This is a genomic window from Larkinella rosea (genome assembly GCF_003858635.1).
GTDB lineage: Bacteria > Bacteroidota > Bacteroidia > Cytophagales > Spirosomataceae > Larkinella > Larkinella rosea.
Window position 1 is genome coordinate 353,120 of the sequence record NZ_RQJO01000008.1, and the last position, 24,360, is coordinate 377,479.

21 protein-coding genes are annotated in these 24,360 nt (G+C 51.2%); 19 read left to right on the forward strand and 2 right to left on the reverse strand.

The window, feature by feature from the left end:
• Nucleotides 1–166 precede the first annotated feature (166 nt).
• Nucleotides 167–1,276, reverse strand: coding sequence for a glycosyltransferase family 4 protein (locus EHT25_RS10290; RefSeq protein WP_124874111.1), 1,110 nt, complete (start codon nucleotides 1,274–1,276; stop codon nucleotides 167–169).
• A 239-nt stretch (nucleotides 1,277–1,515) separates the two neighbouring features.
• Between EHT25_RS10290 and EHT25_RS10295 the strand changes: the two genes are divergently transcribed.
• The 15 genes from EHT25_RS10295 to EHT25_RS10365 all read left to right on the forward strand — a co-directional run bounded on the left by EHT25_RS10295 (nucleotide 1,516) and on the right by EHT25_RS10365 (nucleotide 17,484).
• A complete protein-coding gene (locus EHT25_RS10295; RefSeq protein WP_124874113.1) occupies nucleotides 1,516–2,580 on the forward strand; it encodes a ferredoxin--NADP reductase in 1,065 nt (354 codons plus the stop codon).
• Nucleotides 2,580–4,367 carry a M3 family oligoendopeptidase gene (locus EHT25_RS10300; protein ID WP_124874115.1) on the forward strand — a complete coding sequence of 596 codons (1,788 nt, stop codon included), beginning with the start codon at nucleotides 2,580–2,582 and terminating at the stop codon, nucleotides 4,365–4,367. Before EHT25_RS10295 ends, EHT25_RS10300 begins: the two co-directional genes overlap by 1 nt.
• 191 nt (nucleotides 4,368–4,558) lie before the next feature.
• A complete protein-coding gene (locus EHT25_RS10305) occupies nucleotides 4,559–4,795 on the forward strand; it encodes a hypothetical protein (RefSeq protein ID WP_124874117.1) in 237 nt (78 codons plus the stop codon).
• A 124-nt stretch (nucleotides 4,796–4,919) separates the two neighbouring features.
• Entirely contained in the window at nucleotides 4,920–5,660 is a 741-nt protein-coding gene (locus EHT25_RS10310) for a glycosyltransferase family 2 protein (protein ID WP_124874119.1), read from the forward strand.
• A gap of 214 nt (nucleotides 5,661–5,874) precedes the next feature.
• Nucleotides 5,875–6,948, forward strand: a complete 1,074-nt coding sequence (locus tag EHT25_RS10315; protein ID WP_124874121.1) for an NAD-dependent epimerase/dehydratase family protein — start codon at nucleotides 5,875–5,877, stop codon at nucleotides 6,946–6,948.
• Nucleotides 6,949–7,059: 111 nt separating this feature from the next.
• A complete protein-coding gene (locus tag EHT25_RS10320; RefSeq protein ID WP_124874123.1) occupies nucleotides 7,060–8,727 on the forward strand; it encodes a hypothetical protein in 1,668 nt (555 codons plus the stop codon).
• A gap of 98 nt (nucleotides 8,728–8,825) precedes the next feature.
• Nucleotides 8,826–9,776: a glycoside hydrolase family protein gene (locus EHT25_RS10325; protein ID WP_124874125.1), complete on the forward strand. Its 951-nt coding sequence runs from the start codon at nucleotides 8,826–8,828 to the stop codon at nucleotides 9,774–9,776.
• Nucleotides 9,777–9,946: 170 nt separating this feature from the next.
• Nucleotides 9,947–10,762 (forward strand): phytanoyl-CoA dioxygenase family protein, encoded by an 816-nt coding sequence (locus EHT25_RS10330; RefSeq protein ID WP_124874127.1) that lies wholly within the window; start codon nucleotides 9,947–9,949, stop codon nucleotides 10,760–10,762.
• Nucleotides 10,746–11,735, forward strand: a complete 990-nt coding sequence (locus tag EHT25_RS10335; protein ID WP_229311492.1) for a glycosyltransferase family 2 protein — start codon at nucleotides 10,746–10,748, stop codon at nucleotides 11,733–11,735. The genes EHT25_RS10330 and EHT25_RS10335 overlap by 17 nt, the downstream gene beginning before the upstream one ends.
• On the forward strand, nucleotides 11,732–12,496 hold the full coding sequence (locus tag EHT25_RS10340; RefSeq protein WP_124874129.1) for a glycosyltransferase family 2 protein: 765 nt from the start codon (nucleotides 11,732–11,734) through the stop codon (nucleotides 12,494–12,496). The genes EHT25_RS10335 and EHT25_RS10340 overlap by 4 nt, the downstream gene beginning before the upstream one ends.
• 42 nt (nucleotides 12,497–12,538) lie before the next feature.
• Nucleotides 12,539–13,582: an NHL repeat-containing protein gene (locus EHT25_RS10345; protein ID WP_124874131.1), complete on the forward strand. Its 1,044-nt coding sequence runs from the start codon at nucleotides 12,539–12,541 to the stop codon at nucleotides 13,580–13,582.
• 64 nt (nucleotides 13,583–13,646) lie between these two features.
• Nucleotides 13,647–14,456 carry a GNAT family N-acetyltransferase gene (locus EHT25_RS10350; protein WP_124874133.1) on the forward strand — a complete coding sequence of 270 codons (810 nt, stop codon included), beginning with the start codon at nucleotides 13,647–13,649 and terminating at the stop codon, nucleotides 14,454–14,456.
• 132 nt (nucleotides 14,457–14,588) lie between these two features.
• Nucleotides 14,589–15,404 carry a serine O-acetyltransferase gene (locus EHT25_RS10355; protein WP_124874135.1) on the forward strand — a complete coding sequence of 272 codons (816 nt, stop codon included), beginning with the start codon at nucleotides 14,589–14,591 and terminating at the stop codon, nucleotides 15,402–15,404.
• Nucleotides 15,405–15,601: 197 nt separating this feature from the next.
• Nucleotides 15,602–15,994 carry an inner membrane protein YiaA gene (gene yiaA, locus EHT25_RS10360; protein ID WP_124874137.1) on the forward strand — a complete coding sequence of 131 codons (393 nt, stop codon included), beginning with the start codon at nucleotides 15,602–15,604 and terminating at the stop codon, nucleotides 15,992–15,994.
• Nucleotides 15,995–16,206: 212 nt separating this feature from the next.
• Entirely contained in the window at nucleotides 16,207–17,484 is a 1,278-nt protein-coding gene (locus EHT25_RS10365) for a PD40 domain-containing protein (protein ID WP_185731330.1), read from the forward strand.
• Nucleotides 17,485–17,509: 25 nt separating this feature from the next.
• Here the strand turns inward: EHT25_RS10365 and EHT25_RS10370 are convergent, their stop codons facing one another.
• On the reverse strand, nucleotides 17,510–17,935 hold the full coding sequence (locus EHT25_RS10370; protein WP_229311493.1) for a hypothetical protein: 426 nt from the start codon (nucleotides 17,933–17,935) through the stop codon (nucleotides 17,510–17,512).
• Nucleotides 17,936–18,038: 103 nt separating this feature from the next.
• Here EHT25_RS10370 and EHT25_RS10375 point away from each other — a divergent pair, with 103 nt between their 5' ends.
• From EHT25_RS10375 to EHT25_RS10390, 4 genes are all read left to right on the forward strand, one after another.
• On the forward strand, nucleotides 18,039–19,010 hold the full coding sequence (locus EHT25_RS10375; protein WP_124874143.1) for a YheT family hydrolase: 972 nt from the start codon (nucleotides 18,039–18,041) through the stop codon (nucleotides 19,008–19,010).
• A gap of 48 nt (nucleotides 19,011–19,058) precedes the next feature.
• A complete protein-coding gene (locus EHT25_RS10380; RefSeq protein ID WP_124874145.1) occupies nucleotides 19,059–20,012 on the forward strand; it encodes a D-2-hydroxyacid dehydrogenase in 954 nt (317 codons plus the stop codon).
• A gap of 186 nt (nucleotides 20,013–20,198) precedes the next feature.
• Complete coding sequence (locus EHT25_RS10385) at nucleotides 20,199–22,613, forward strand: T9SS type B sorting domain-containing protein (RefSeq protein ID WP_124874147.1); 2,415 nt, start codon at nucleotides 20,199–20,201, stop codon at nucleotides 22,611–22,613.
• 253 nt (nucleotides 22,614–22,866) lie between these two features.
• A complete protein-coding gene (locus EHT25_RS10390) occupies nucleotides 22,867–24,027 on the forward strand; it encodes a methionine aminotransferase (protein ID WP_124874149.1) in 1,161 nt (386 codons plus the stop codon).
• The last annotated feature ends 333 nt before the right edge of the window (nucleotides 24,028–24,360 follow it).

A 24,360-nucleotide genomic window follows, 5' to 3' on the forward strand; every position in this document is an offset into this window, starting at 1 on the left:
GGTATAAAATAGATACCAATAAAAACACTGCCATTATATGGCATACATCCGCTATTTGGTGAGCGAAGAATGTTTCCAAAAATTGTGCATCCGGCGCTCGAATTTATTATACGGTAGCAAAATCGTAAACTTTAAGTTTGCATAATGTTAGTAAGTGGTAACATAATTAGAGCGTCAGAATGGTTTTTTGCCATTTTTTGACCTGAATAGCCGCATCGAACTGGTGACTTCGCTCGATCAGCAGCTCAGTTTTGTAGGAATCCGGATTGTTCATTATATACAGCATGGCCTTGCGGAACAGCTCGGGGGTTGGATAATCGACCAGTTCGCCCATTCCCGGCACAATAAACTCCCGGGCTCCGCCCGCGTTGGGCGCCACCAGCGGTTTTCCGAGCGAGGCCGCTTCGGTCATAATCTTACCGAACGGTTCTTCGCGGGAAGTCATCACCAGGCCATCGGAGAGTTGCAGGTAATTGTAATAGTCGTCGGTCTGCACATCGACGAAGCTCATGTTGGGCAGGTTCAGGGCTCTGGTCTGGCAATCGACGAGGTAGTTCAAACCGGTTGGGGTTGAGTTGCCCATCCAGATGAAGTGACACGGAACATCGGCCAGCGCCTGGGCGATAAACGGAAAAAGATCGACGCCTTTCCGGTAAATTCGCGTGCCCACCATCGTCCAGACAAAGGCTCCCGGTGCGATATTGAGTTTTTGCCGGAGTTCAGCAACGCGCTGTTCCGAAATATTCTTCTTGCTCAGGTCGACAATCGGGTACAGCAAAGCGGTTTTTTTGGCTCCCATCACCGTTGCCAGATCACAGATTTGCTGCGCTACCCCGATCACCAGATCCGAATACGTCATGGAATGCGCCATGGAATCGTACGAAATCGACTCGAAAGAGGAATGCAACTCGTGAATCTGCGAAATCACTTTCACGCCCAGTTGCTCGGCCAGTTTCGAAAGGGGAAACATGAGGACGGTATTCAGATACCAATAATCGGCCTTAAACTCGTTCTGAACTTTCCGGATGTAGTTTTCGTATACTTTTACGCCCATTGCGTGCGTCACTTTGGAGTAAACCTTCCGGGCAAATCCGCGCTTGAAAGGCGATATAAACAGCGGAATATCAGCTGGTAATTCGGCCGTCAACGGCCCCCGTTCCTCGCTGAACAGAGCTGCCTGGATTTGTTGTCGATCAAAATTTTTCAGGTACGTCCACAACACAACTTCCGAACCGGTAAACGAACCGTAGGGCGTAAAGAATAGTATTTTTTTCATGTATCGAAAGGTACTTCGGATGCGAATATCCGCCTAAAAAAACAGAAACCGGCAATGCAAACGGAAATTTGACCCAAAGAACGGCAAACCGGAACCGTCAACAATTTGTTACCCGAACGATTGACAATTCAATCGTATATTGCGGTTTCGTTGTTACACCGGTTTTCTGACTGGTTTCCTGCACTGATGTGTACCGCCGATAAATCAAGAATAGTAATCGCTCCGGCGATAATGGCATTATGGCAAATCGTTATTTTCTGAAAGTAAAAGAAGTGGTTCGGCAAACCCCGGACGCTATTACCATTCATTTCTGGCACCCACTCAATGAAGTCATCCGGTATCAGCCCGGCCAGTACCTAACTTTTATTCTGCCTTTTGATGGCCAAAAAGTGCGTCGGTCGTATTCGATGTCTAGCTCTCCGCATACGGATGTGTCGCTGGCTGTGACGGTTAAGCGGCTTCCGGGTGGAACGGTTTCCAATTTTCTGTGCGATACCGCAAAACCAGGCGAAACCTACGAAACCCTCGAGCCGCTGGGCACTTTTGTACCGAAACTGGACCCTAAAAACCAACGTCGGGTCGTTCTGATCGGGGCCGGAAGCGGAATCACTCCCCTGATTTCGATGATCAAATCCATTTTGCACGTGGAACCCCGAACGCAGCTCTGGCTGATCTACGGCAATCGAAACCGCTCGTCGATCATTTTTGAAAAAGAACTGAACGAACTGGTTCGGCAATCGGGCGGGCGGTTTCGGGTAACCTATATGCTGAGCCAGCCGGAAGCGGACTGGACCGGGCTGGCAGGCCGTTTGAACCAGTCGGCTATGCTAAAATTACTGGAAGAACTGCCAATTGATGATACGCGCCAAACAGAATTCTATATTTGTGGTCCCGACGGTTTGATGGACGAAGCCCGCGGGGCGCTCAAACTGCTGAATGTACCGACCGATCAGGTGCATAAAGAAAGTTTTGCAACGTCTCCGCACGAACCGCACGGTTCCGTTGTCGAAGAAGAAACCGCTCCTATGTCGAGTCCAGAAGTTACCATTTTATACGAAGGCAGTGAATACAAGTTTACTGTAGAACCGCACCAGACGATTCTGGAAGCCGCCCTGGAATTGGACATCGACCTGCCTTATTCCTGCCAGGCGGGCATGTGCACGGCCTGCATGGGCCGGTGTTTATCGGGCAAAGTGCACCTGGACGAAGAAGACGGTTTGGCCGAATCCGAACTGAGTGCCGGTTATATTCTAACCTGCGTGGCGCATCCCCTCACCAATGACGTCGTAATTGAAATCGAATAATGGAACCTGTTTTAGCAATTCCGGCCCGCCCGGCCCGGCCATTTATTGGCGAAGATTTTGTCCTGAACACCTGGAATGATGTAAAACCGCTCTATGACAACCTCGTGGACCGGCCGATCAAAAACGCAGCCGAATTGCGTCAGTGGCTGGCCGACCGGAGTGAACTGGAGTCGTATCTGTCCGAAAACTTTGCCTGGCGGTACATCCGGATGACCTGCGACACGTCCGATGCCGACCTGATCGACCGGTTTAATTTTTTCATTACCGAGATTCAGCCGCAGTTGTCGGTCTACGAGAATACGCTCGACCTGCGAACCGTCGAAAGTCCTTACCTGGCCGAATTGAAGGACGAAGGGATTGCTATTGCCCTGCGCGGCATGAAAAAAGCGATCGAGATTTTTCGCGACGAAAATATTCCGCTGCAAACCGATATTCAGTCCGAACAACGCAAGTACGGAGCGCTGGTCGGCGCCATGACCATTGAGCTGGAAAATGCGGACGGGGTGCCGGAAGAAATCACGCTGCCGCAGGCCAGTACGCTGCTGCAGTCGCCCGATCGGATTCTGCGCGAAAAAGTCTGGCGGAAAGTTCAGGAACGGCGGTATGAAGACAAGGCCTCGCTGGATGAGTTGTACGACCGCCTGGTGGATTTGCGGCATCAGGTGGCCGTCAATGCCGGTTTCGCTAATTTCCGCGATTACATGTTTGCTGCGATGGGCCGGTTTGACTACACCCCGCAGGACTGTTTCGATTTTCACACCTCGGTTTCAAAAGCCGTCGTGCCACTGCTGGATCAACTCGCGCTGGAGCGTCAGCAGAAGCTGATGCAGACCGATCCGTCTTTCGATGTGCTGCGCCCCTGGGATGCCAAAGTGGATCCCGACGGTTTTCCGGCCCTGAAACCGTTTGAAACCGGCACTGAACTGCTGAACAAAACCATCACCTGTTTCAGCCGGCTCGATGCTGCCGTCGGCCATTCGTACCTGAGTAACTGCCTGCGTATCATGAAGGCGATGGGCCACCTGGATCTCGAATCGCGGAAAGGAAAAGCACCGGGCGGTTACAATTATCCGCTGGAGGAAATTGGCGTTCCGTTCATTTTCATGAATGCAACCTCGAGCCTGCGCGATCTGGTGACGATGGTGCACGAGGGTGGCCACGCGGTCCACTCGTTTCTGACCCGCGATCTGCCGCTGAAACCGTTCCGCAATCCGCCGATGGAAGTGGCCGAACTGGCGTCGATGTCGATGGAATTGCTGACGATGGATTACTGGGATGTGTTTTTTGAAGATCCCGAAGAATTGAAACGGGCTAAAATCCAGCATCTGGAGTCGATCATCGAAACCCTGCCGTGGGTGGCCACCATTGATAAATTCCAGCACTGGGTGTATGAAACAGCCGCCGGGCCCGCAGCCGCGCAACCGGATGAAGAGCGCCAAACGGCCTGGATGCGCATTTTTGAAGCCTTTTCGGATACGGTTACCAACTGGGAAGGGCTGGAAAAATACGAAGCGTGTAGCTGGCAGAAACAGCTGCACCTATACGAAGTGCCGTTTTATTACATCGAATACGGCATTGCTCAACTGGGTGCGATTGGCGTCTGGATGAATTTTCGCCAGGACAAACAAAAAGGACTTCAGGGCTATTTGAATGCGCTGAAACTGGGGTATACAGCGCCCATTCGGGAAATCTACCGGGCCGCCGACGTTCCCTTCGATTTTTCGGAGGAACACATCGGACGCCTGATCCGGTTTGTCTGGGCCGAAATCGAACGATTGAAAAACTAGGGCTTTTTACCCAAAAACCAGTACAGGAAACGGGGATGCGCTAAAGCCGGAGGTAAAAAAGTACCTTTGTGATTATAAAATGGGATAGACCGGGAAAAGCCGATCATTCACAGAATGATAAAAGTTTGAAGTATTATTGGCGATTTGACCGCTTGTCTATAGTTTTGTACTAAATTTTGTAAATCGATTGTATGAAAGGTCTTTTGAACATAGGCGTATTTTTGCTGGTTGCTGGTTCGCTGGCATCCTGTGATTACCAAAAATATAACACCATCCGCCAGAAAGATGTCCGGGCGGGCGATTCGTATGTTTACGGCCCCGGCCTTGACTCAGCCGCCGTTCAGACGACGTATAAATACGCTTCCCGTCCTGAACTGGCTGATCGGACCAACAAGATTCGTCAGAAATTATTCAGCCCGGGCAAATAAGCAGGCCGCTTTCCAGTTATAATATCCACACGTGTGTTCTCTATCCGACCAGCAGCCGCTACCGGCTCTTCCTACATTCATAAGCCTTTAACCGTGTTCAAAAACAAAACCAGCGTTTTGGCTTATGTATAATGGCAAAAAAGCAGTCGTAGTGTTACCGGCCTACCGGGCTGCACTGACGCTTGAACGAACCTTCCGCGAAATTCCGTTCGACCTGATCGACGAGGTGATTCTGGTGGACGATGCCAGTCCCGACAATACCGTTGAAGAAGCCCGTCGGCTGGGCATCCGGCACATCATTCGGCACGAAAAAAACCGGGGATACGGCGGTAATCAGAAATCCTGCTACGGCAAAGCCCTGGAGTTAAATGCCGACATCGTGGTGATGTTGCACCCTGATTACCAGTATACACCCAAACTCATTACGGCCATGGTCAGTCTCATTGGCAATGAGCTGTATCCCGTCGTTTTCGGTTCGCGGATTTTGGGAAAAGGAGCGCTGAAAGGCGGTATGCCCCTTTATAAGTACGTCGCCAACCGGTTTCTGACCTTCACCCAAAACGTGCTGATGAACCAGAAACTGTCGGAATACCACACCGGTTACCGGGCGTTCTCGGGCGAAGTACTGCGCAGCCTCGACTTTACGCACAACTCCGACGACTTTATCTTCGACAACGAAATGATTGCCCAGATTTTTTACAAGGGCCACGAGATTGCCGAAGTAACCTGCCCCACCAAATACTTTGAAGAAGCCTCTTCCATCAATTTCCGGCGGAGTAGTATTTACGGTTTAGGCGTGCTGAAAGTATCCTTGTTTTACCGACTGACAAAGTGGGGCCTGATGAACTGGAAGGTGCTGAAATAGCCGCCTGATGAACTTTTATCCGGTTATTATTTTTGTGTGATAACAAGACCGTTTTTAGGGAACGGGCATTGTGCATACCTAAAATGCTCTAACTTTGCGAACCATTTTGTTGTAAATCAAGGGTCAAAGGCTGCTACTTGTTTCTAGAATCCAAGATTTTCAGCACCAGACCATATTCTCACGTATTGTACTTTTTCTGTAAACACCGACTTTTATGAACATAGCCTTAGTAACGGGTTCCGCCGGATTAATTGGCAGTGAGTCAGTGGCGTTCTTCGCCGACAAGTTTGATTTAGTCATTGGAATTGATAACAACCTGCGTCAGTATTTCTTCGGAACCGACGCTTCGACCGAATGGAACCGGAATCGGCTGGCAGAGGCCTATCCGAACTACGAACACTACACGGCCGACATTCGCAAGGTGGAAGAACTGGAGCCGATTTTCAAGAAATACGGCACCGACATCACCCTGATCGTGCATACAGCCGCTCAGCCCAGCCACGACTGGGCCGCCCGCGAACCGTTCACGGATTTCTCCGTCAACGCCACTGGCACGCTGAACATGCTCGAAATGACGCGTCAGAATTGCCCGGAAGCGGTTTTTATCTTTACCTCGACCAACAAAGTTTACGGCGATAACCCAAACTACCTGCCGCTGATCGAAACCGAAACCCGCTGGGAAATCGACGAAAATCACCCGTATTTCAAAAACGGTATCGACGAGCAAATGTCCATCGACCACACCAAGCACTCACTGTTCGGTGCGTCGAAAGTGGCTGCCGATATTCTGGTACAGGAATATGGTCGGTATTTCGGCATGAAAACCGGTATTTTCCGGGGCGGCTGTTTGACGGGCCCCAACCACTCGGGCGCGCAGTTGCACGGTTTTCTGTCGTACCTGATGAAATGTGCGATTACCGGTAATCACTACACCATTTTCGGTTACAAAGGGAAACAGGTTCGCGACAATATTCACAGCTACGACCTGGTGAACATGTTCTGGCATTATTACCAAAACCCACGGGCGGGCGAAGTCTACAACGCCGGGGGGGGCCGGTACGCCAACTGTTCGATGCTGGAAGGCATTGCCATTTGCGAAGAAATTTCGGGCAACAAAATGAGCTACAGCTATTCCGAAACCAACCGCATCGGTGACCACATCTGGTACATCTCAGACTTATCGAAATTCAAAGAGCATTATCCGGGCTGGAACTGGACGTATGACCTGAAACAAACGCTCGTGCAAATCCACGACGGTATGGTGCAACGGCTGCAGCTCCAAAAATAAATGGAATGACCCAAAAGCAAGTGTGTCAGTTTTGATGCACTTGCTTTTTTATGAATAAAACCCCGAAATTGCGCCGGACTGCCGTCCGCTTTTGATCTTAATCAACCGACCATGCTTGCCGTAAATTTGTTAAAAACGCCCATTTTCTGGGAACTGGCAGGTTGGCTCGCATTTCTGGTCGTTGGCGGTTTATGCATCCTCAGTGATTTCCGGCGGCAACTGCCCCGCTGGCAGCAAATCGGATTGCTACTGGCCCTGGTCGGCTTTTTAGTTACTAACCGCCTGCTGCTGCTCTTCTTCAACCGCGAACTGAATCCCGACGAAAGCCAGTTGCTGTCACAGGCAATTACACTTTTTCACCACCCGGTTTACTGGCAATCGACCGATGGCGCAACGATGGGGCCGCTGAGTTCCTATTTTGCCTCGCTTCCGGCCTATCTGGGCCATCCGCTGGATTACATCGCCCTGCGCCGAACGGCTTTTTTCTGTCTGTTGGTCACGTTGATCAGCGGTTATTTCACGATTGAGAACCTCTTCAATCCACGAACCGCCCGGCTGGCGTTGCTTCCCGGGTTTGCGTTTCTGGCCTTTACCTACAACCACGACTTTCTGCACGCGACCAACGAACAACTCTCGCTGGCCCTGCTCGGATTGACTTTCTGGCAATATTCGCGACTCTGGCGCAAACAGACGTTCGATTCGGTGGGCGGCATGGCGGTTTTGAGTTTCATCAGTAGTCTGATTCCGTTTGCCAAATTGCAGGGCGTCCCAACGGCGCTGGTGATTGTCGCGGCTGGGCTCCTCGGTTTGTGGAGTCAACGCCAAAAATTGACTGCTCCCCGGTTTTGGTCGGCGCTGGTTGGGCTGGTCGCAGGCGGTGTAGCATTTCCGCTGCTGGTCGTTTTCCTGACGTGGCAGTTCGGTGTTTTCGAAGATTTCAAGCAGTTTTATCTATTTGGCAACCTGAGCTACAGTGCGGGAGCCAGCTTCTGGGATTACCTGATCCGGTTTCCGGCTTTTGTGATTCGTACCACCGACTTTCTGGTTTTTCTGATTCCAACCTTTGGCCTGCTGATTGCCGGCGTCCTGTTGGGCCGAAAAGACGAGAAAAAGAACGGGCTGCTGGTATTCATTCTGGCGTCGCTGGTGGCGAGTGGGTATGCGGTCATCAAACCGGGGAGCGAGTTTATGCACTACCTGCTGTATCTGGTTACCCCGGTTTGTCTGCTGAATGCCTGGTTCATCGACCGGCTTATGTCTCCGGTTTTTACCGGTGCCTGGGTTGCGCTGATTGGCCTTTGTTTTGGCGTAAACGCTGCGATGCAGCACGGTAAATTGGCGCTGGAACCCTTGAACGCGTACCGGCTGCAACCGTTTCAGTTGCAGCAGCTATTCATTTCACCCACTTCGCAGGCGGTTCAGAAATACGCCCGATCGGGCGAGGATCTGGTGGTGTGGGGTTGGGCACCGCGCTACAATGTCGAAATGCAGATGCCACAGGGGGTTTGCGACAATCACACGATCCGGTGCATCATTGGCGGAGCCGAAGCGCAGAAAATTCACCGCGCCCGATACATACGAAATATTACGGCTTCGCGCCCACCGGTGTTTCTGGATGCAGTTGGCCCGAATTCGTTCTGGCTCAGCGATCGGGCCACGCAGGGCTACGAGAATTTTCCGGAGTTACGAAACTTCATCGATACGAATTATCGCTTTGCCGGTGAAACTGATAAAAACCGCATTTACATCCGCACGGATCGGTTGAGTCAGCAAAACTAGGTTCTTATTTAGAGCTTATCGTTTAAGGTCAACGCTACAAATGATAAACTTTATACCAGAAACGCTAAACTAAATACTTAAAAACGGTTTACCTGTTTATGTGGATTAAAAAAGGATTGATTTATAAAACCGACGGCCAGATGCCGTTCAGCCGTACGCACGCGCAGGTTCCGTTTGCTTTTCCGCTCGACGACCAGCGGCTGCGGGTTTATTTTGCCACCCGCGATGAAAACCGCTCATCGTCTACTTCCTTCGTTGAACTGGACGCCAACGATTTTTCGAAGGTGCTGTACGTGCACGACAAACCGTGTCTGAGCAAAGGTGCCGTCGGCATGTTCGATGAAACCGGGGCCATGCCGTCGTGGTTTATCAAACGCGGAGACGAAATCTGGTTGTATTACACGGGCTGGAATAAAAGCGAAACCGCCTGGTATCGGCTGGCCATTGGTCTGGCCATCAGCCGCGACGGCGGTTTGACGTTTGAACGCGCTTTCGACGGACCCTTGCTCGACCGCTCCATCTACGACCAGGTCTGGATTGCGCAGCCCTGCGTGATGGTCGAAACCGACGCCGATGGCACCGAACGCTGGCGGATGTGGTACCTGTCGTGTACGAAAATCGAAATCATCAACGGCCACCCGGAACCGTTTTACAACGTTAAATACGCCGAGTCGAAAGACGGGATTACCTGGGAGCGAACCGGTATTACCTGCGTTGGTTACAATGAATTTACGGACGCCATTGGTCGCCCGGCAGTGGTTAAAGACGGGGATTTGTACAAAATGTATTACTCCTACCGGAGCGCAACTGACTTCCGGACGAGCGTGGAGAAAAGCTACCGCATCGGATATGCGGAGTCGACGGACGGAATTACCTGGGACCGGAAAGACGACCAGGCCGGAATCGACCGCTCGGCGGAAGGATGGGATTCGGCGATGATGGATTATTGCCATCTTTTTCAGCATCAGGGCCAGTGGAATATGCTCTACAACGGCAACGGATTCGGCGCTTCGGGCTTCGGATACGCCGTTCAGGAAAGCGAACAATAAGGAATTGTGCCATAACCGCTTACCAGCCGAAAGCCTTAAAAACGGTGTTCATTTACTAAAATGCCGCTGATTAAGTTGACATTACCACCAAGGTACGGTACCTTTGTTACTATCGATTCATATATTGCAAATTAGTATAGTACTATTTTTCAATCATATTCATACCTGCCATGTCATCACTGCGCGAATCCTATAAAGAGAACGGATATGTTTTGTTGAGAAATTTTCTGGACAAAGACCTGATTCAGGCCATCCACCGGGAGGGGCGTCAGATCTTTGCGTACCAGATTCAGCGCACCTTGGGCGAATCGGTGGATATTGACGATCTGCCTTCGTTCGAGCAGGCGATGTACCGGTTTTTTGCCGCCGACTTTACGGCTTTTGCCAACACCGGCAAGCAGGTTCAGCACATGGTTTCGCTGCACCGGTTGGGTACGGATTCACGCATTACCGATACGCTGAAAGAACTCGGACTCGACTATCCCGTCATCGGCGTTCGGCCCGCGATGATGTTCAACAGCCGCCACTTGGCCAAACGCGACGATTACTGGCGGTTGGGCGCCCACCAGGACTGGCGGACCGGCCAGGGGTCGCTCGACAGCGTGGTGGTTTGGTTTCCGCTCGTACCGGCCGGATCTGATCTGGGTGCGCTGCAAATTCTGCCCGGTAGCCACAAGAAAGGCTTATACGACTCTACTTCCGTCGATTATATCGGCACGATCCCCGACGAACTGCTGACGGACAATTGGCAGCAACTGGAATTCGAAGTGGGCGACGTGCTGTTTTTCTCGGCGTTTCTGGTGCACCGCTCCGGGCTTAACTCCACGGAATCGGTACGGTGGTCGGTACAACTTCGGTATAACAACTTATTGGAAAACACCTTCATCGAACGCGGCTATCCATTAGCCTATATTTACAAACCGCAGGCCGAGCTGATTACACCGGATTTTCCGGCGGTTAATCAGATGAATGAAATCTTCAACTGAGATGAAGGTCAGTGTTTCCATCGTCACGTACAATCACGCGAAGTTCGTTCGGCAGACGTTAGACAGTGTGTTGTGTCAGCAGACGAATTTCGACTTTGAAATTATTGTAGGCGACGATCTGTCCAAAGACAATACCCGCGAAATTCTGGCGGAATACCAGGCTCGTTACCCCGATAAAATCCGGTTGTTGCTGCATCCGCAGAATATGGGCAATAACGGAATGTATAACGCACTGGCGACCTTCAAGGAAGCGCGGGGCGAATACATTGCCCAGATGGACGGGGACGACTACTGGATCAATCCCCATAAATTACAAAAACAGGCCGACATGCTCGACCAGCATCCGGAGTATTCGGCCTGTTTCACGAATGCCCTGAAAGTGTTCGAAGATGAGCAGTATGAGCCGTTTGTGCTGGTCGATGAGAAAAAACCGTTCTATACCGTCGACGATCTGATTGGTGAGGAGGAGATTTTTTTCATGGCTACTTCCAGTATCATGTTTCGGAAAAATGCCATTCCGGAATATCCGGCCTGGTACTACCAATCCCAGAGTGGCGACATTCCGCGGAATGTGTTGCTGGCCAAGGCCGGGCCGATTGGGTACATTGACGAAACCATGTCGGTTTACCGGAAAAACCGGGCCGGAGCCAGTTATTCGGATAATGAAAAAGACCGGGCGTTTCTGAATAACCGGATTTTGATGTATTCCAATATCAATCAGGAACTGGATTACAAGTATGATAAGTTGCTGCGTAAGAACATTGCCCGTTATTATAAGCTGATGCTTGAAGCCAATCAGTACAAGGATAGTTATTTCCGGCGGGCGGGCGTGGCGTTAAAGTACCTTTATCTGGGCAAACCCAAACCGGAAGTAGCCAAGGAGATCATACAAAATTATATTTTACCGGCTCCGGTCATGAAGTTATACAGCGCCATCCGGTTAATGCCTCATCGTTTAATGGATCGATCATGAAGCTAAGTGTAGTTATTCCCGCATATAACGAACAGGATTCCATTCCGGAAACGCTGCGGTCGTTGTACGTCACGCTGTCGAAATACGGTATTCCGCACGAAATTTTCGTTACCAACGATAACTCCAAAGACCGCACGGCCGAAGTACTGGATCAGTTGATGCTCGAAATTCCGACGCTGGTTTACCAGACCAATCCCGGTCCGAACGGTTTCGGGTATGCGGTTCGTTACGGCCTGGAGCGGTTTTCGGGCGACTGCGTAGCGGTTTTCATGGCCGATATGTCCGACGATCCGGAGGATCTCGTGAAGTTCTACAACAAAATGCTGGAAGGCGATTATGATTGCGTTTTCGGCAGCCGCTGGAACAAGGGCGGTAAAGTGGTCGATTACCCGCAATTGAAGAAATACATCAACCGGCTGGCTAATTTCATCATTCGGATAACGATGGGCATTCGGTACAACGACACCACCAACGCCTTCAAGCTCTACAAACGGGAGACGATGGAAGGGCTGAAGCCGTTTCTGTCACCGCACTTTAATCTTACCGTTGAATTACCGTTGAAAGCGATGGTGCGCGGCTACACCTTCGCGGTGGTACCCAATAGCTGGACCAACCGGAAATACGGCGAATCGAAGCTGAAAATCAAGGAGATGGGTAGCCGGTATTTCTTCATTCTGATGTACTGCCTGATCGAGAAATTCTTCTCGCGCGGGGATTTCCGGAAAAAAACCGCCAAGCCAAGCGTGCCGGTAAGCCGATAGTTTTGATTTCACTATTTCTAACCCTCTGTCTTTACTATTCAAATGTCTGTTTTAAATCTTGTGCCCGTTCTGGCTGGAGCAGGACTGCTTCTGTTTTCCTGTAAGCCTTCTTCTGAGGACTCGGCTATTGTTCCCACAACCAAAAATCCTGATCAATATTCGTACTCATACAGCACATTAACGGGTGGAAAAGCTGGGTTGGTCGACGGGAAACTAGCGGATGCGCTCTTTAACAAGCCGGGCGCTTTGGCTATCGATTCGAAAGATAACCTGTATCTTGTTGATCAGGGAAATTATGCCATCCGGGTCATTTCTCCCGATGGCACCGTTAACACCCTGAAAAATAATCTGGGTAAAAAACTAGATATCAATTACAGTACCAAAGGTGCAGTAATTGGAAAAGATGGCACTTTGTATCTGGCTGAAGGTACGAGCGTTGCTAAAGTTACCAAAGATGGGGTTAAAACGACGCTCAGCGGGACTACCATCGGCCTGGAGCCGGGTGGATACAAGGATGGTAAAGGTGAGAATGCCCGTTTTCGCACTTTGAATGGGATTGCTTTCTATGGTGATGAATTACTGGTGACCGACACTGATAATCAGGTGATTCGAAAAGTAACTCTGGATGGAACCGTTACCACCTTTGCTGGGATTGCAAACAAGAACGGTTTTCAGGAAGGGCCTGTTGACAAGGCTACTTTTTATTATCCAGCGGGTATTGGGCTGGATAGTAAGAAAAATGTATATATCAGTCAGCATTTTGGAAACGATATCCGCAAAATTTCGACGGACGGAAAAGTCCAGCGATTCACTGGTAACGGAGTAGGTGGTTACAATGACGGCGATAGTAAGAATGCCAGTTTCAATTCTCCCATCGGTTTGTTTGTAACTCCAGCTGGCTTTTTGCTCGTAGCCGACGTTATCAACAGCAGCATTCGTCTTGTATCTCCCACCGGCGATGTTACGACCTTATACAAAGGGAAAAAGGGACTTGACGCCCTCGATGACGTTGTTATGGATTCTAAAGGGAACATCTATTTTACGGAGCCCGGTACTAATTCGATCGGCAAGCTGACAGCTAAATAGCGGTTTTACCAGGGATGAACACCTTCGCTTATCTGATTTTCTCTTTACTGAACAATCCAGGCAAATGGTTAGCGATGCGTCGACTCCCGAACAGCTTCTTGACGAAAATTTCAATCGGCACGTCCGGTTTTTCCCATCCCAAACCGCGGGCATGGATGTTCGGGTCATGAATGATATCCTGGTGGTCAATTCGCAGTTGGCGTCCGACACGTTCAATATTGTTCATATTCCGAACGCTTCTCGGCCCGGTTTGGCCGATCTGAAAACCGTTGTCGATTACACGGTTCATTCAGGGCTTCCCTTCTGTTTCTGGCTCAGTGAAACCGCCGCGACCGAAACCACCGTCGCGAATTTACGGCAACTGGGTGCGGCTTGCGTGGGTCAGGACCCGGGCATGATTCTGTCGCTCGACGCCTATATCCCGATTGATAATGAGCATCAGGACGAAATCAGAATTGTAAAAAACCGGAAAGAACTGGCCGACTTTGCTACCGTGATTGCCCAGAACTGGAAACCGGCAGATGAGAACGTACTGCGTTATTACCAAAACGTGGCGCCGGTTTTGTTAGCTGCTCCGGACACAGTTTTGATGGTTTGTTACCGGAATAGCCAACCCGTTTCCGTTATTGAATTATTTCCGACCAACAATCAAATCATTGGCATCTACAGCCTGGCGACGCTCCGGGAATTTCGGGGGCAGGGAATTGGGACGGTTTTGATGCGCCACGCGCTCAATTACGCCAAACAGACCGGTTATAAAACCGCCTTGCTCCAGTCGTCCGAAGACGGTTTCCGGATTTATCAGAAGTTTGGTTATCGGGTTGTGACGATGTATTATGAGTATCAGCTTGTCGGATCAGCCGCAGCAAATTAGCCGTTTGCTCCAATTACCATTCCTTTAATTTTATTTCGTTGATCCGGTAATCAACCGAAAAAGTAAAACCTGAAAGCAGCGGGTAGAGCAAACCGTTTTACCCGCTTTCAGGAGTGTTAATGCATCGCAGCCATGTCAACTGTCAATACTTTTATCGATTTACTCCATCAGACGCACAAAGCCGAATGGGAAGCCACGCCCAAGATTCAGGATGCCATTGCCTGGCTGGATAATCTCTTTGAGTTTCTGTTTCCCAATAACCGCTTACACAAAAAGGAAACCTACATCGGTATCCTGAAAAAGAACCAGATCGATCTGGAGAATATTCTGCTGAGCTATCTGGACCCGGAACAGGTTGATATTGAAGAAACCGTAGCGGCTTTTTATGAGTCGCTGGAAACGATTTACAAGAGCCTCCGGCTGGATGCGAACAAAATCAATGAATTTGATCCGGCATCGACCAGCGTTCACAAAGTAATTGTCTCGTATCCCGGTTTTTACGCCATTGCCGTGTATCGGATTGCGCACCGGCTGACGGAATTGAACATCCCGGTTCTGCCCCGAATCCTGAGTGAAAATGCCCACCGCAACACCGGCTCGGACATTCATCCGGCGGCCCGGATTGGCGTTCCGTTCATGATCGACCACAGTACGGGTATTGTCATTGGCGCAACGTCCGTCATCGGCAATAATGTCTCGATTTATCAGGGTGTGACGCTGGGCGCGTTGCAGGTTGCCAAAGACCTGGCCGAAACCAAACGCCATCCGACGGTGGAAGACAACGTCATTATTTACGCCCGCACCACGATTCTCGGTGGCAAAACCGTCATCGGCAAAAACAGCGTGATCGGCGGCAGTGTGTTTTTAACCAAAAGTGTGGCCCCCAATTCGCAGGTATTCAATACGCACCAGCTTCGGATTGAAGTTAAACAACCCCTTCTGGACTAGGGCGGTTTAACAGAACCGCTTTATCCGCGCAAATTCTGATACCAATTAAGCACTGAAAACCACCCGTTGTGCCTTCAAAGCAGCCGGTTAAAAGTTCACGTTTAACGGAGGGTATTCGTATACCTACCTTTACGCTACAATTGCCGAATGGAGTTGAATCGGCACGTTATACACACGATAAACTGGAAATTTAGAAAATGAAAACGTCAGCTGCCTTCGTAGGCGCTTCATGGGTTGCCCTGGGCATGGGTATGTTTGGTTATTTGATCGGACTTTGGCGCTCCGAAATGCTCCTGAACGAAAAAGGATTCTATTTTACCGTTCTGATGTTCGGCCTGTTCTCGGTGGTATCGCTGCAAAAAAGCGTCAGAGATCGGCTCGAAGGCTTCCCCGTAACGGATATTTATTACGGACTCAGCTGGTTTTCGACCCTGCTGTCCATTACCCTGCTGACCATTGGCCTCTGGAATGCGACGCTGTTGCCCAGCGAAAAAGGGTTTTATGCGTTTGCCTTTATGCTGGGTTTATTCGGCGCCATCGCGGTACAGAAAAACACCCGTGACAACCAGGAATTCACGAAAAAATCCTGAGCCGATAACGTATAATCGTTCCGTCGGCGGTTTTTGGAAAGTAGAAAAAGCCGCTTCCGCCGTTTGTTAATTACCCGCCGATTTGCGTATAAAACTCGATTGACCGGTCGATACAGGCTGCCAGTCAGTCGGGTATTTTACTTTTCATGGCGTTTTACAACCTTTGCGCTGCAAAACGGGTCTTCAAACGGATTAAAATACACGGTTTTACGATGAAACGCTCCCTTTCATGGCCACTCTTGGTTTTGCTGACGCTGATTATTTCCTGCAAACCGAAAACGGTGGTTGATCCGGCCAAACGAGTGCGACCCGTTGGTTTGCAGATTTCGGTATCGGGCGCCAACTATGACCTGAGTTGGGAACCCATTCGGATTGTTTGCGTTACCTCGCCCTGCCCCGATATTGCCGATGTAGAAGCGGAAGAGTATGAGGTTCAGGTGGCCAGCAGTGAGTTGGGGGCGTTTCGGAGCTACCGCGTAATTGGTGCCGGCGAAAAATCAATCCGCATTCCTGCCGCTGAGGTTGGTGACCAGTTGGTGGCCCGGATCGTTTCGAAAAACAAAACGGCACCCTCCGTCAATTCCTATCCGGTTATGGCCAGCGTTGCGTTTGTTTCGCAATCGGCTTATTACCCCGGTTTTGGCGAGTTTTCGACGGACGTTTTTGGTGGCGATGTAACCTCGGATGGCACAAAATCAACCTACTCCACCCAGGTTCAGGAAACGCCCGGTACGTATGTCTATCCGCTGTACGTTTCCGATCTGCAAAATGAGCAGGTTGTTACCACCAAACTCGTAAACCGCCTGGGCGGAGGAGCTACGTTTTCGTCGGATGGCAAACAGCTGGCTTACACTTCCCGAGCGGAGAATGGAATTATCATCCATGATTTGGCAACCAAGACGAGCCGGACGCTGCCCGTTGCGGATGCAACCTGGATCTGGTCGATAGCCTGGTCGCCGGATGGCAAATGGCTGGCTTACAGTACGGTTTCTAATGACGAATCCCGCTTGTGGAAAATTTCGACTTCGGGCGGTGCGGCTACGGCCCTCACCCCGGTTTTGCCCCTTCGCGAATCCAACTACATCCGGCAAAGCAGCCTCGACTGGTCGCCCGACGGCCGGTTTATTGCCGTGTCGCGCGCCCGGAACGACAATTCCAATGACAAATGGCGGGCGACGATCTCTTATTATTCACCGGAAGGAACTGGGGAAGTGAGCTTTTTTGAAACCCAGCCTTCCTGGATCGATACGCAACCGTCGTTTTCGCCCGACGGCAAACAACTGGCTTTTCTGAGCTCCCGAACGAACCAGGCCGGAACTACGTATACCCTCTGGGTCCGGGATCTGACAACGGGCAAGGTTCGGCAAATCAAGTTGCTGCCGGGTCTGAATCCTTCCAGCGATTACGCTCCGCGCTGGGTTGGCAATGAGCGGCTAATCTTTATGGCTTTTGTGCAAAACAAGAAGAATTATTATTCGGTGTTTTTGTGAGAGCAGGATGTGTCCGCAGTATCCCTCACTTCTTCAAAAAACCGTTCCCGCCAAAGCGGTTGACTAATTCCGGCAGTTCGTAGATCGCCAGTGTAAAGACAATGCCCCAGAACAGGGCACTGATCAGCATGTAACTGAAAATCAGAGAGCGGTTTACCTTAAACGAAACGGCCAGAATGGTGCCGCCGATGGGCGTCAGAATCAGGGGGGTCAGGAACGCAATGCCCGCCATTCCGGCCCGTTTCCAAACCTTCACTGCCAGCCGCGTCCGCGAACTGAACCGTTTCGGTGTCGACTTCCGGAAGCGAGCCCAAAGTGCCTGCAAACCAGCCCCGGCGTAGCTAACCAGCACCACGCTCGCCATCATTCCGGCCACGGTTGACAGCCAGGTTTCGGTCCAGTTAAGACCCAGCGCAATGCCGGTTATGGGACCCCCTACAAACTTCAACATACTGGCTACTAAAACCGATAAATACTTCGCAATTGCCATAACGGGAACCAACCAGACTAAATTTCGTTAAAAGTAACAGCATAAACGACTAAATGGTTACGGCATGCCGGTTCTTCGACAGTCTTCTTACCCCGGAGCGCCCCGGTATTTGATCAACGGCCATTTTCAGACCATTGTTCCCAGCGTTTTTCGTAAAATTGAAGGCGTAGTTTACGAACGGGAACGTTTGACGCTGGCCGACGGCGACTTTGTGGACCTCGACTGGGTCGACCGCAAAAGGGATAAAATTGCCATCATGACGCACGGACTGGAAGGCGACTCCAACCGGCATTACATCAGAGCAAGCGCGAAACTCTTCGCCCAACAGGGCTGGGACGTGCTGGCCTGGAATTGCCGGTCGTGCAGTGGCGAAATGAACCGGGCGTTCCGGCTCTACAACCACGGCGAAATTGGCGATATCGCCGAAGTGATCGACCACGTTTTGCGGACGAGGTCCTACCGGGAAGTGGCCCTGATTGGCTTTAGCATGGGCGGAAACATTACGCTGAAATATGCGGGCGTTCACGGAAAAACCGCCCCGGATGTGATCAAAAAAGTGGTGGCCATTTCGTCGCCGACCGATCTGGAAGCCAGCGCGAAACAGCTTGATTTGCCCAAAAACCGGTTTTACCGCAATCGGTTTATGAAGAAACTGATCATTAAATTACAGCAGAAATCCGACCGGTTTCCGGGCAAGCTGGACATGACCAGGCTGGATCAGGTGCGGCTCTGGCGCGATTTCGACGAGCTTTTTTCGGCACCCGTCAACGGCTATCGCGACGCCGACGATTTCTACGCCCAGGCATCGGCGGTTAACTACATGGCTGGAATAGCCGTTCCTTCGCTGCTCATCAACGCCGAGAACGATCCGCTGCTGTCGCCCGAATGTTCGCCCGCGTGGCTGGCCGAAAAACACCCGAATATTTATCTCGAAACACCAAAAACCGGTGGACACGTTGGTTTTGGCGTGCGTGGTGACGAATTCTCGTGGGCCGAGCGTCGGGCGCTGGAGTTTGTTCTGCGTTCAAAACCGTAATACCAACGCATTTTAGCGTTATCTTTCGGCGTCATTTAACCTTTACCCATGAACCTCGTTTACGCTGACGCCTACACGCTCAACCCCGGCGATCTGGACTGGTCGCCCATCACCTCACTTGGCAGCGTGACGCTGTATGACCGCACGGCACCCGATCAACTGATCGAGCGGTTGAAAGACGCCGATATGGTGCTGGTCAATAAAGTAAAAATAAACCGCCAGACGCTCGAACAACTGCCGAAGCTGCGGTACATCGGTGTAACGGCAACGGGCTATGACATCATCGACGTGAAGGCGGCCCGGGAACAGGACATCGTGGTGACGAATGTAAAAGGATACGGGTCGGCGTCGGTGGCGCAGCTGACGATTTCGCTGCTGCTCGAACTGACGAACCACGTGGGGTTACACGCCGACAGTGTTCGGGCGGGCGACTGGGCGCGGAATCCGGATTTTTGTTACTGGAAAACCCCATTGGTCGAACTGGCCGGAAAAACCCTGGGCGTGGTTGGTTACGGCGACATCGGGAAAAGTGTAGCCGCCATCGGCCTGGCCCTCGGAATGACGATTTTGGTCAACCGCCGACATACCGACGAGCAGCCGCCGGAAGGCATTCGCTACGTCGATCAGGCCACCCTTTTTGCCGAGAGTGACGTCATTTCGCTCCATTGCCCGGTCACTGACGAAAACCGGGCGTTTGTCAACCGCAGCTTGCTGAACCAGATGAAACCGACGGCTTTTCTGATCAATACGAGCCGGGGCGCCCTCATCAACGAACCCGACCTGGCCGATGCGCTGAACGAAGGCCGGATTGCCGGAGCCGGACTGGATGTGCTGACCGTTGAACCGCCCTTGCCGGATCACTCGCTGTTCTCGGCCCGTAACTGCCTCATTACTCCCCATTTAGCCTGGGCTACGCTGGAGTCCCGTCAGCGGCTGCTACACGAAACCGCCGAGAATATCCGCGCCTTTTTTAGCGGAAAACCGCGAAACGTGGTGAATTAAAAACCGCTCCGTAGAAAAACCGGTAAAACCCACTTCGGCCCCGCAACACTTTGCGGGGCTTTTTCGTCTTATACAATGTTACCGTTCTGTCAATTTTGGTAATATATTGATTCTGACTTCGTATATTTTCAGTACGGACAAAATACTGATTCTGTTCTATGCTTTCATTTTCTACGAAACCCGCTTATGGATGTGTTGTTGGGCCGATTCACCTCAGGTGTTCCGGTGTTTCGGGGGCTTTGGGTTGCCGGGTGTAGTTTTCTTCTGGCGTTACTAACGCTGCCGGATGGTTTCGGAAAACACATCTATGGTGGCGAAATGAGCGTTCGTGTCACGAATCGGGCGAACTATTATAATCTGAAACTGACGCTGTTTTTCGACCAGGCCACGTCGAACGCCGATACGTACGAACGCACGATTCAGCTCTATATTTTCCGCAAAAGCGATAACGCTCTGACCGACGAAATCACGGTTAATCAGACGACATCCCAGCAGGTGCGTTACGACAACCAGGCCTGCGCCAATCTGCGAAACCTGAAGGTGCTGGCGATGTATTACAGTAAAGACATTTATTTGAATCCCGCCGTTTACAACGATCCCGGCGGTTATTACATCGTCTGGGACCGCTGTTGCCGCAGTGCCGACATTAGCAATATTCAAAATCCGGCGGGCGAAGGCATGTTGTTTTACATGGAATTTCCGCCCGTCGTGCGTAATGGTGCCGCCTTCATCAATTCCAGCCCGGAATTCAGCTTTCCGAATGGCGAATACATCTGCGTCAACAAGCCGTTTAAACTAAACTTCAACGCAACGGACACCGACGGCGATCAGCTGCGTTACTCGCTTGTGACGCCACTGGCCGGTTTTACGGACAATACCCCCCAGAATACCGCCGGAGACGGGAAGTCACACGCCAGTTATCCGGAAGTGATCTGGTTGCCGGGGTATAGCGCAGCCCGTTCCATTCCCGGTAATCCGCCCCTGTCCATCAACGCCCAAACCGGTCAGCTGAGCATGACGGCCACCCAAACCGGGTTGTTCATTTTTGCGGTTTTGTGCGAAGAATACCGCAATGGCGTCAAAATCGGCGCTGTTCGGCGCGAATTTCAGATGCCGGTGGTCGATTGCGGCAACAACACGCCACCCGCGCCGGTGATCAGTTATAAAAACATCGAAACCCTCGATCTGCCTTTTTGTGACGGCACCACTGTCCTGCTTTCGACCGAGTCGAATCCGCTTTGGTCGTATCAATGGCAACGCAATGGGTCCAACATTCCGGGTGCAACGTCCGCAACTTTAACCATTAATGAAACCGGCGATTATGCGGTCGTAAAAAGCTTTGCCAAAACCTGCGGCAACGATACCACCTCGAAAGTAACCAAAGCCCGGATGTTGCCGCCCCCGGCTGCCAACATTGCCACCGACAAAGCTCCTCCGCTCTGCGAAGGCCAATCGCTCCGGCTGTCGGTGCAGCCGGAGACGGCGGTGAGTTACCAGTGGACAACGGGCGGCACGGTTTTGCCCGGAGCGACCAACACCTCGCTGACCGTTACCAAAACCGGGTTATACGGCGTCCGGGCAACGTCGTCGATGGGGTGTACCAACCGCGATAGTCTGGCTGTAATCGTCAATCCAAATCCCAAAGCGACGCTGGTCAGTTCGTCGTCCGCGATTTGTCAGGATGGTGAGGTTCGGCTGGATGCGGCCATTGGCTCCAATTATCAGTACGAGTGGTTGCAGGACAATGCGTCAGTCAATACAAGTTATGCTTCCACAAAAATGATCGGGCAGGCTGGCACCTACCAGGTTCGGATCACGGATGGAAACCGTTGTCAGGCTCTTTCCGCCCCTTTGACGTTAGCGGTTATTCCGCGCCCGGTTTTGCAGTTCGACAGCCTGCCGCCCGTTTGCGCCACCCGTTCCGACTTGTTGCTGCTGGTGGCGAATCCGGCTGGTGGTACGTTTTCGGGTTCCGGGGTGTCGGGTACTCAGTTTGATCCAACCAAAGCCGGTGCGGGTACACATGCGATCACTTATACGTATGCCGGGACGTCGGCCTGTCCGGCAACCATTACCCGCCAGATTCGCGTTGAACCGCCTGCCGAAGTCAATCTGCCGGAGCGGGTGACGGTTTTGATGGGGAATTCGGTTCAGCTAAAACCGGTCATCAAAGGCCCAACAACCGGGTTTTTGTGGGAACCGCCCGACTACCTGTCCGATCCGGCCATCCTGAATCCGTTGGCCAATCCGACTACTCCCACAACGTATCTGCTGACGGTTTTGGCCCCGGGCGATTGCCGGACTGAAAAAACCGTCCTGGTCGATGTCTTGAAGCGGATGTTTGTCGCCGATGTTTTTTCGCCCAATAACGACGGGGTCAATGATGTGCTGGAAATTCGCAATACCGATCAGTTTCCGGATTGTGAGGTGACAATTTACAACCGCTGGGGTGAAGTTGTTTTCTATTCAAAAGGATACGATAAACCCTGGAATGGCACGTATAAAAACCAGAAAGTTCAACCGGGCAATTACGAATACCGCATCAAAACCAACCAGCCTTTGATCCCTGAATACCGGGGGGTGGTTTTGGTGACGTATTGATTCTGTCTCGCACTTTCACTTGAATTTTTAAGCAATAACGCCAAAATCGGTCAACCAGCGGTTCTTTAATTGCTCAAACGGTTCGCCAATATCCCGAAGCGGTTCGTGTTATTCTGCAAAATGGATCGAAAATGTTTTTTCGATTTTTCTATGCCATTTTTTTTGTACTTTTCGGGGTCAATTGACGTTCAAAACCGGACTAATCAATCGACTCTATTGGTACGATAGACAACTTGGAATCGTTTTTTACACCATGAATTTACCAGTTGCGGGTGCTTTATCCTCCAAATTACCGTGGGTAGGAACGACCATTTTCACGGTAATGTCGAAATTAGCGAGTGACACCGGCGCTATTAATCTGTCGCAGGGATTTCCCGGTTTTGACTGTTCGCCGGAGCTGGTGGCATTGGTGGAAAAATACATGAAAACTGGATTTAACCAGTACGCACCCATGTCGGGAGTGCCGGTATTGCGCGAAGCGCTGGCACAAAAGACGGAGCAACTGTACGGCGTGTCGTATCACCCGGAAACGGAAGTCACCGTTACGTCCGGCGCAACGGAAGCGTTGTTTGCCGCCATCATGGCGGTGATTCGCCCCGGCGATGAAGCCATCGTCTTCGAACCGGCGTATGATAGTTACATTCCGGCCATCGAATTGAACGGCGGCATTCCGGTGCTGGTCACCCTGACACCGCCGACCTACGCCATCGACTGGAGCGAAGTGCGCGGTAAAATAACCGACAAGACCCGGCTTATCGTTGTCAACACGCCCCAGAATCCGACGGGGCGCGTCTGGACGGCCGACGATCTGGCCCAACTGGCCGCCCTGGTGAAAGACCGCGACATCTGGATTGTGAGCGACGAGGTGTATGAGCACATCCGTTTCGACGGTCGGCCGCACCTGTCGCTGGCGACGCACCCGGTTTTGCAGGAACGGACATTTGTGTGTGGCTCGTTCGGAAAAACGTTTCACGTTACGGGCTGGAAAATCGGTTATTGCCTGGCGCCGAAAGAGCTGTCGGTTGAGTTTCGGAAAATTCACCAATACCTGACATTCAGCACGATAACGCCCGTTCAGTATGCGCTGGCCGATTATTTGAAGAATCCGGTTCATTACGAATCGCTGCCGGAGTTTTACGAGCGCAAACGGAATCTGTTTCTCGAAATCCTGCGCGGTTCCCGGTTTCAGTTCATTCCAACGGAGGGAAGTTTTTTCCAGACCGTTTCGTATCGCGCCATTACGGACGAACCGGACTACGATCTGGCCATTCGACTGACCAAAGAGATTGGGGTGGCGTCGATCCCGGTTTCGGTGTTTTATCGCCAGAAAAACGATTACAACATCCTCCGTTTTTGTTTCGCCAAGGACGACGAAGTGCTGCTTCAGGCCGGTGAGCGTTTACAGCGATTATAAAATTTTTGCTATTTGTCCACTAAAACCATAGATATGAATCCTGAACTTTTGAACTACTTCACCGATGGTGTAAAAATGAATGAAAACGAAGCGGGCTTTCGGTAAATCAAAAAACCGACCTCCGGTTTAACGAATACCGTACTTGTTTACTGTTTAGTCTGTAAATGTAATTAAAGAAAGATGGCATATTTAATGAACTGTTTCGCCAAATCGGTCTGTTACCTTAACGGTATTTCAACGATATCCCTTTTGAAGGCAAAATTCGATGCTTTTGAGACACACTTCACGTGCCATTTGCTTCGAAATACGCTATAACTCACGTATGAAAACAAT

Bases quoted from the DNA above. Each gene is read 5' to 3' on its own strand.
- EHT25_RS10325 (WP_124874125.1), top strand. From the start codon at position 8,826: ATGTGGATTAAAAAAGGATTGATTTATAAAACCGACGGCCAGATGCCG.
- EHT25_RS10350 (WP_124874133.1), top strand. From the start codon at position 13,647: ATGGTTAGCGATGCGTCGACTCCCGAACAGCTTCTTGACGAAAATTTC.
- EHT25_RS10315 (WP_124874121.1), top strand. From the start codon at position 5,875: ATGAACATAGCCTTAGTAACGGGTTCCGCCGGATTAATTGGCAGTGAG.
- EHT25_RS10390 (WP_124874149.1), top strand. From the start codon at position 22,867: ATGAATTTACCAGTTGCGGGTGCTTTATCCTCCAAATTACCGTGGGTA.
- EHT25_RS10385 (WP_124874147.1), top strand. From the start codon at position 20,199: ATGGATGTGTTGTTGGGCCGATTCACCTCAGGTGTTCCGGTGTTTCGG.
- EHT25_RS10345 (WP_124874131.1), top strand. From the start codon at position 12,539: ATGTCTGTTTTAAATCTTGTGCCCGTTCTGGCTGGAGCAGGACTGCTT.
- EHT25_RS10330 (WP_124874127.1), top strand. From the start codon at position 9,947: ATGTCATCACTGCGCGAATCCTATAAAGAGAACGGATATGTTTTGTTG.
- EHT25_RS10380 (WP_124874145.1), top strand. From the start codon at position 19,059: ATGAACCTCGTTTACGCTGACGCCTACACGCTCAACCCCGGCGATCTG.
- EHT25_RS10300 (WP_124874115.1), top strand. From the start codon at position 2,580: ATGGAACCTGTTTTAGCAATTCCGGCCCGCCCGGCCCGGCCATTTATT.
- EHT25_RS10355 (WP_124874135.1), top strand. From the start codon at position 14,589: ATGTCAACTGTCAATACTTTTATCGATTTACTCCATCAGACGCACAAA.
- yiaA (WP_124874137.1), top strand. From the start codon at position 15,602: ATGAAAACGTCAGCTGCCTTCGTAGGCGCTTCATGGGTTGCCCTGGGC.
- EHT25_RS10365 (WP_185731330.1), top strand. From the start codon at position 16,207: ATGAAACGCTCCCTTTCATGGCCACTCTTGGTTTTGCTGACGCTGATT.
- EHT25_RS10335 (WP_229311492.1), top strand. From the start codon at position 10,746: ATGAAATCTTCAACTGAGATGAAGGTCAGTGTTTCCATCGTCACGTAC.
- EHT25_RS10340 (WP_124874129.1), top strand. From the start codon at position 11,732: ATGAAGCTAAGTGTAGTTATTCCCGCATATAACGAACAGGATTCCATT.
- EHT25_RS10290 (WP_124874111.1), bottom strand. From the start codon at position 1,276: ATGAAAAAAATACTATTCTTTACGCCCTACGGTTCGTTTACCGGTTCG.
- EHT25_RS10295 (WP_124874113.1), top strand. From the start codon at position 1,516: ATGGCAAATCGTTATTTTCTGAAAGTAAAAGAAGTGGTTCGGCAAACC.
- EHT25_RS10375 (WP_124874143.1), top strand. From the start codon at position 18,039: ATGCCGGTTCTTCGACAGTCTTCTTACCCCGGAGCGCCCCGGTATTTG.
- EHT25_RS10370 (WP_229311493.1), bottom strand. From the start codon at position 17,935: ATGTTGAAGTTTGTAGGGGGTCCCATAACCGGCATTGCGCTGGGTCTT.
- EHT25_RS10310 (WP_124874119.1), top strand. From the start codon at position 4,920: ATGTATAATGGCAAAAAAGCAGTCGTAGTGTTACCGGCCTACCGGGCT.
- EHT25_RS10305 (WP_124874117.1), top strand. From the start codon at position 4,559: ATGAAAGGTCTTTTGAACATAGGCGTATTTTTGCTGGTTGCTGGTTCG.
- EHT25_RS10320 (WP_124874123.1), top strand. From the start codon at position 7,060: ATGCTTGCCGTAAATTTGTTAAAAACGCCCATTTTCTGGGAACTGGCA.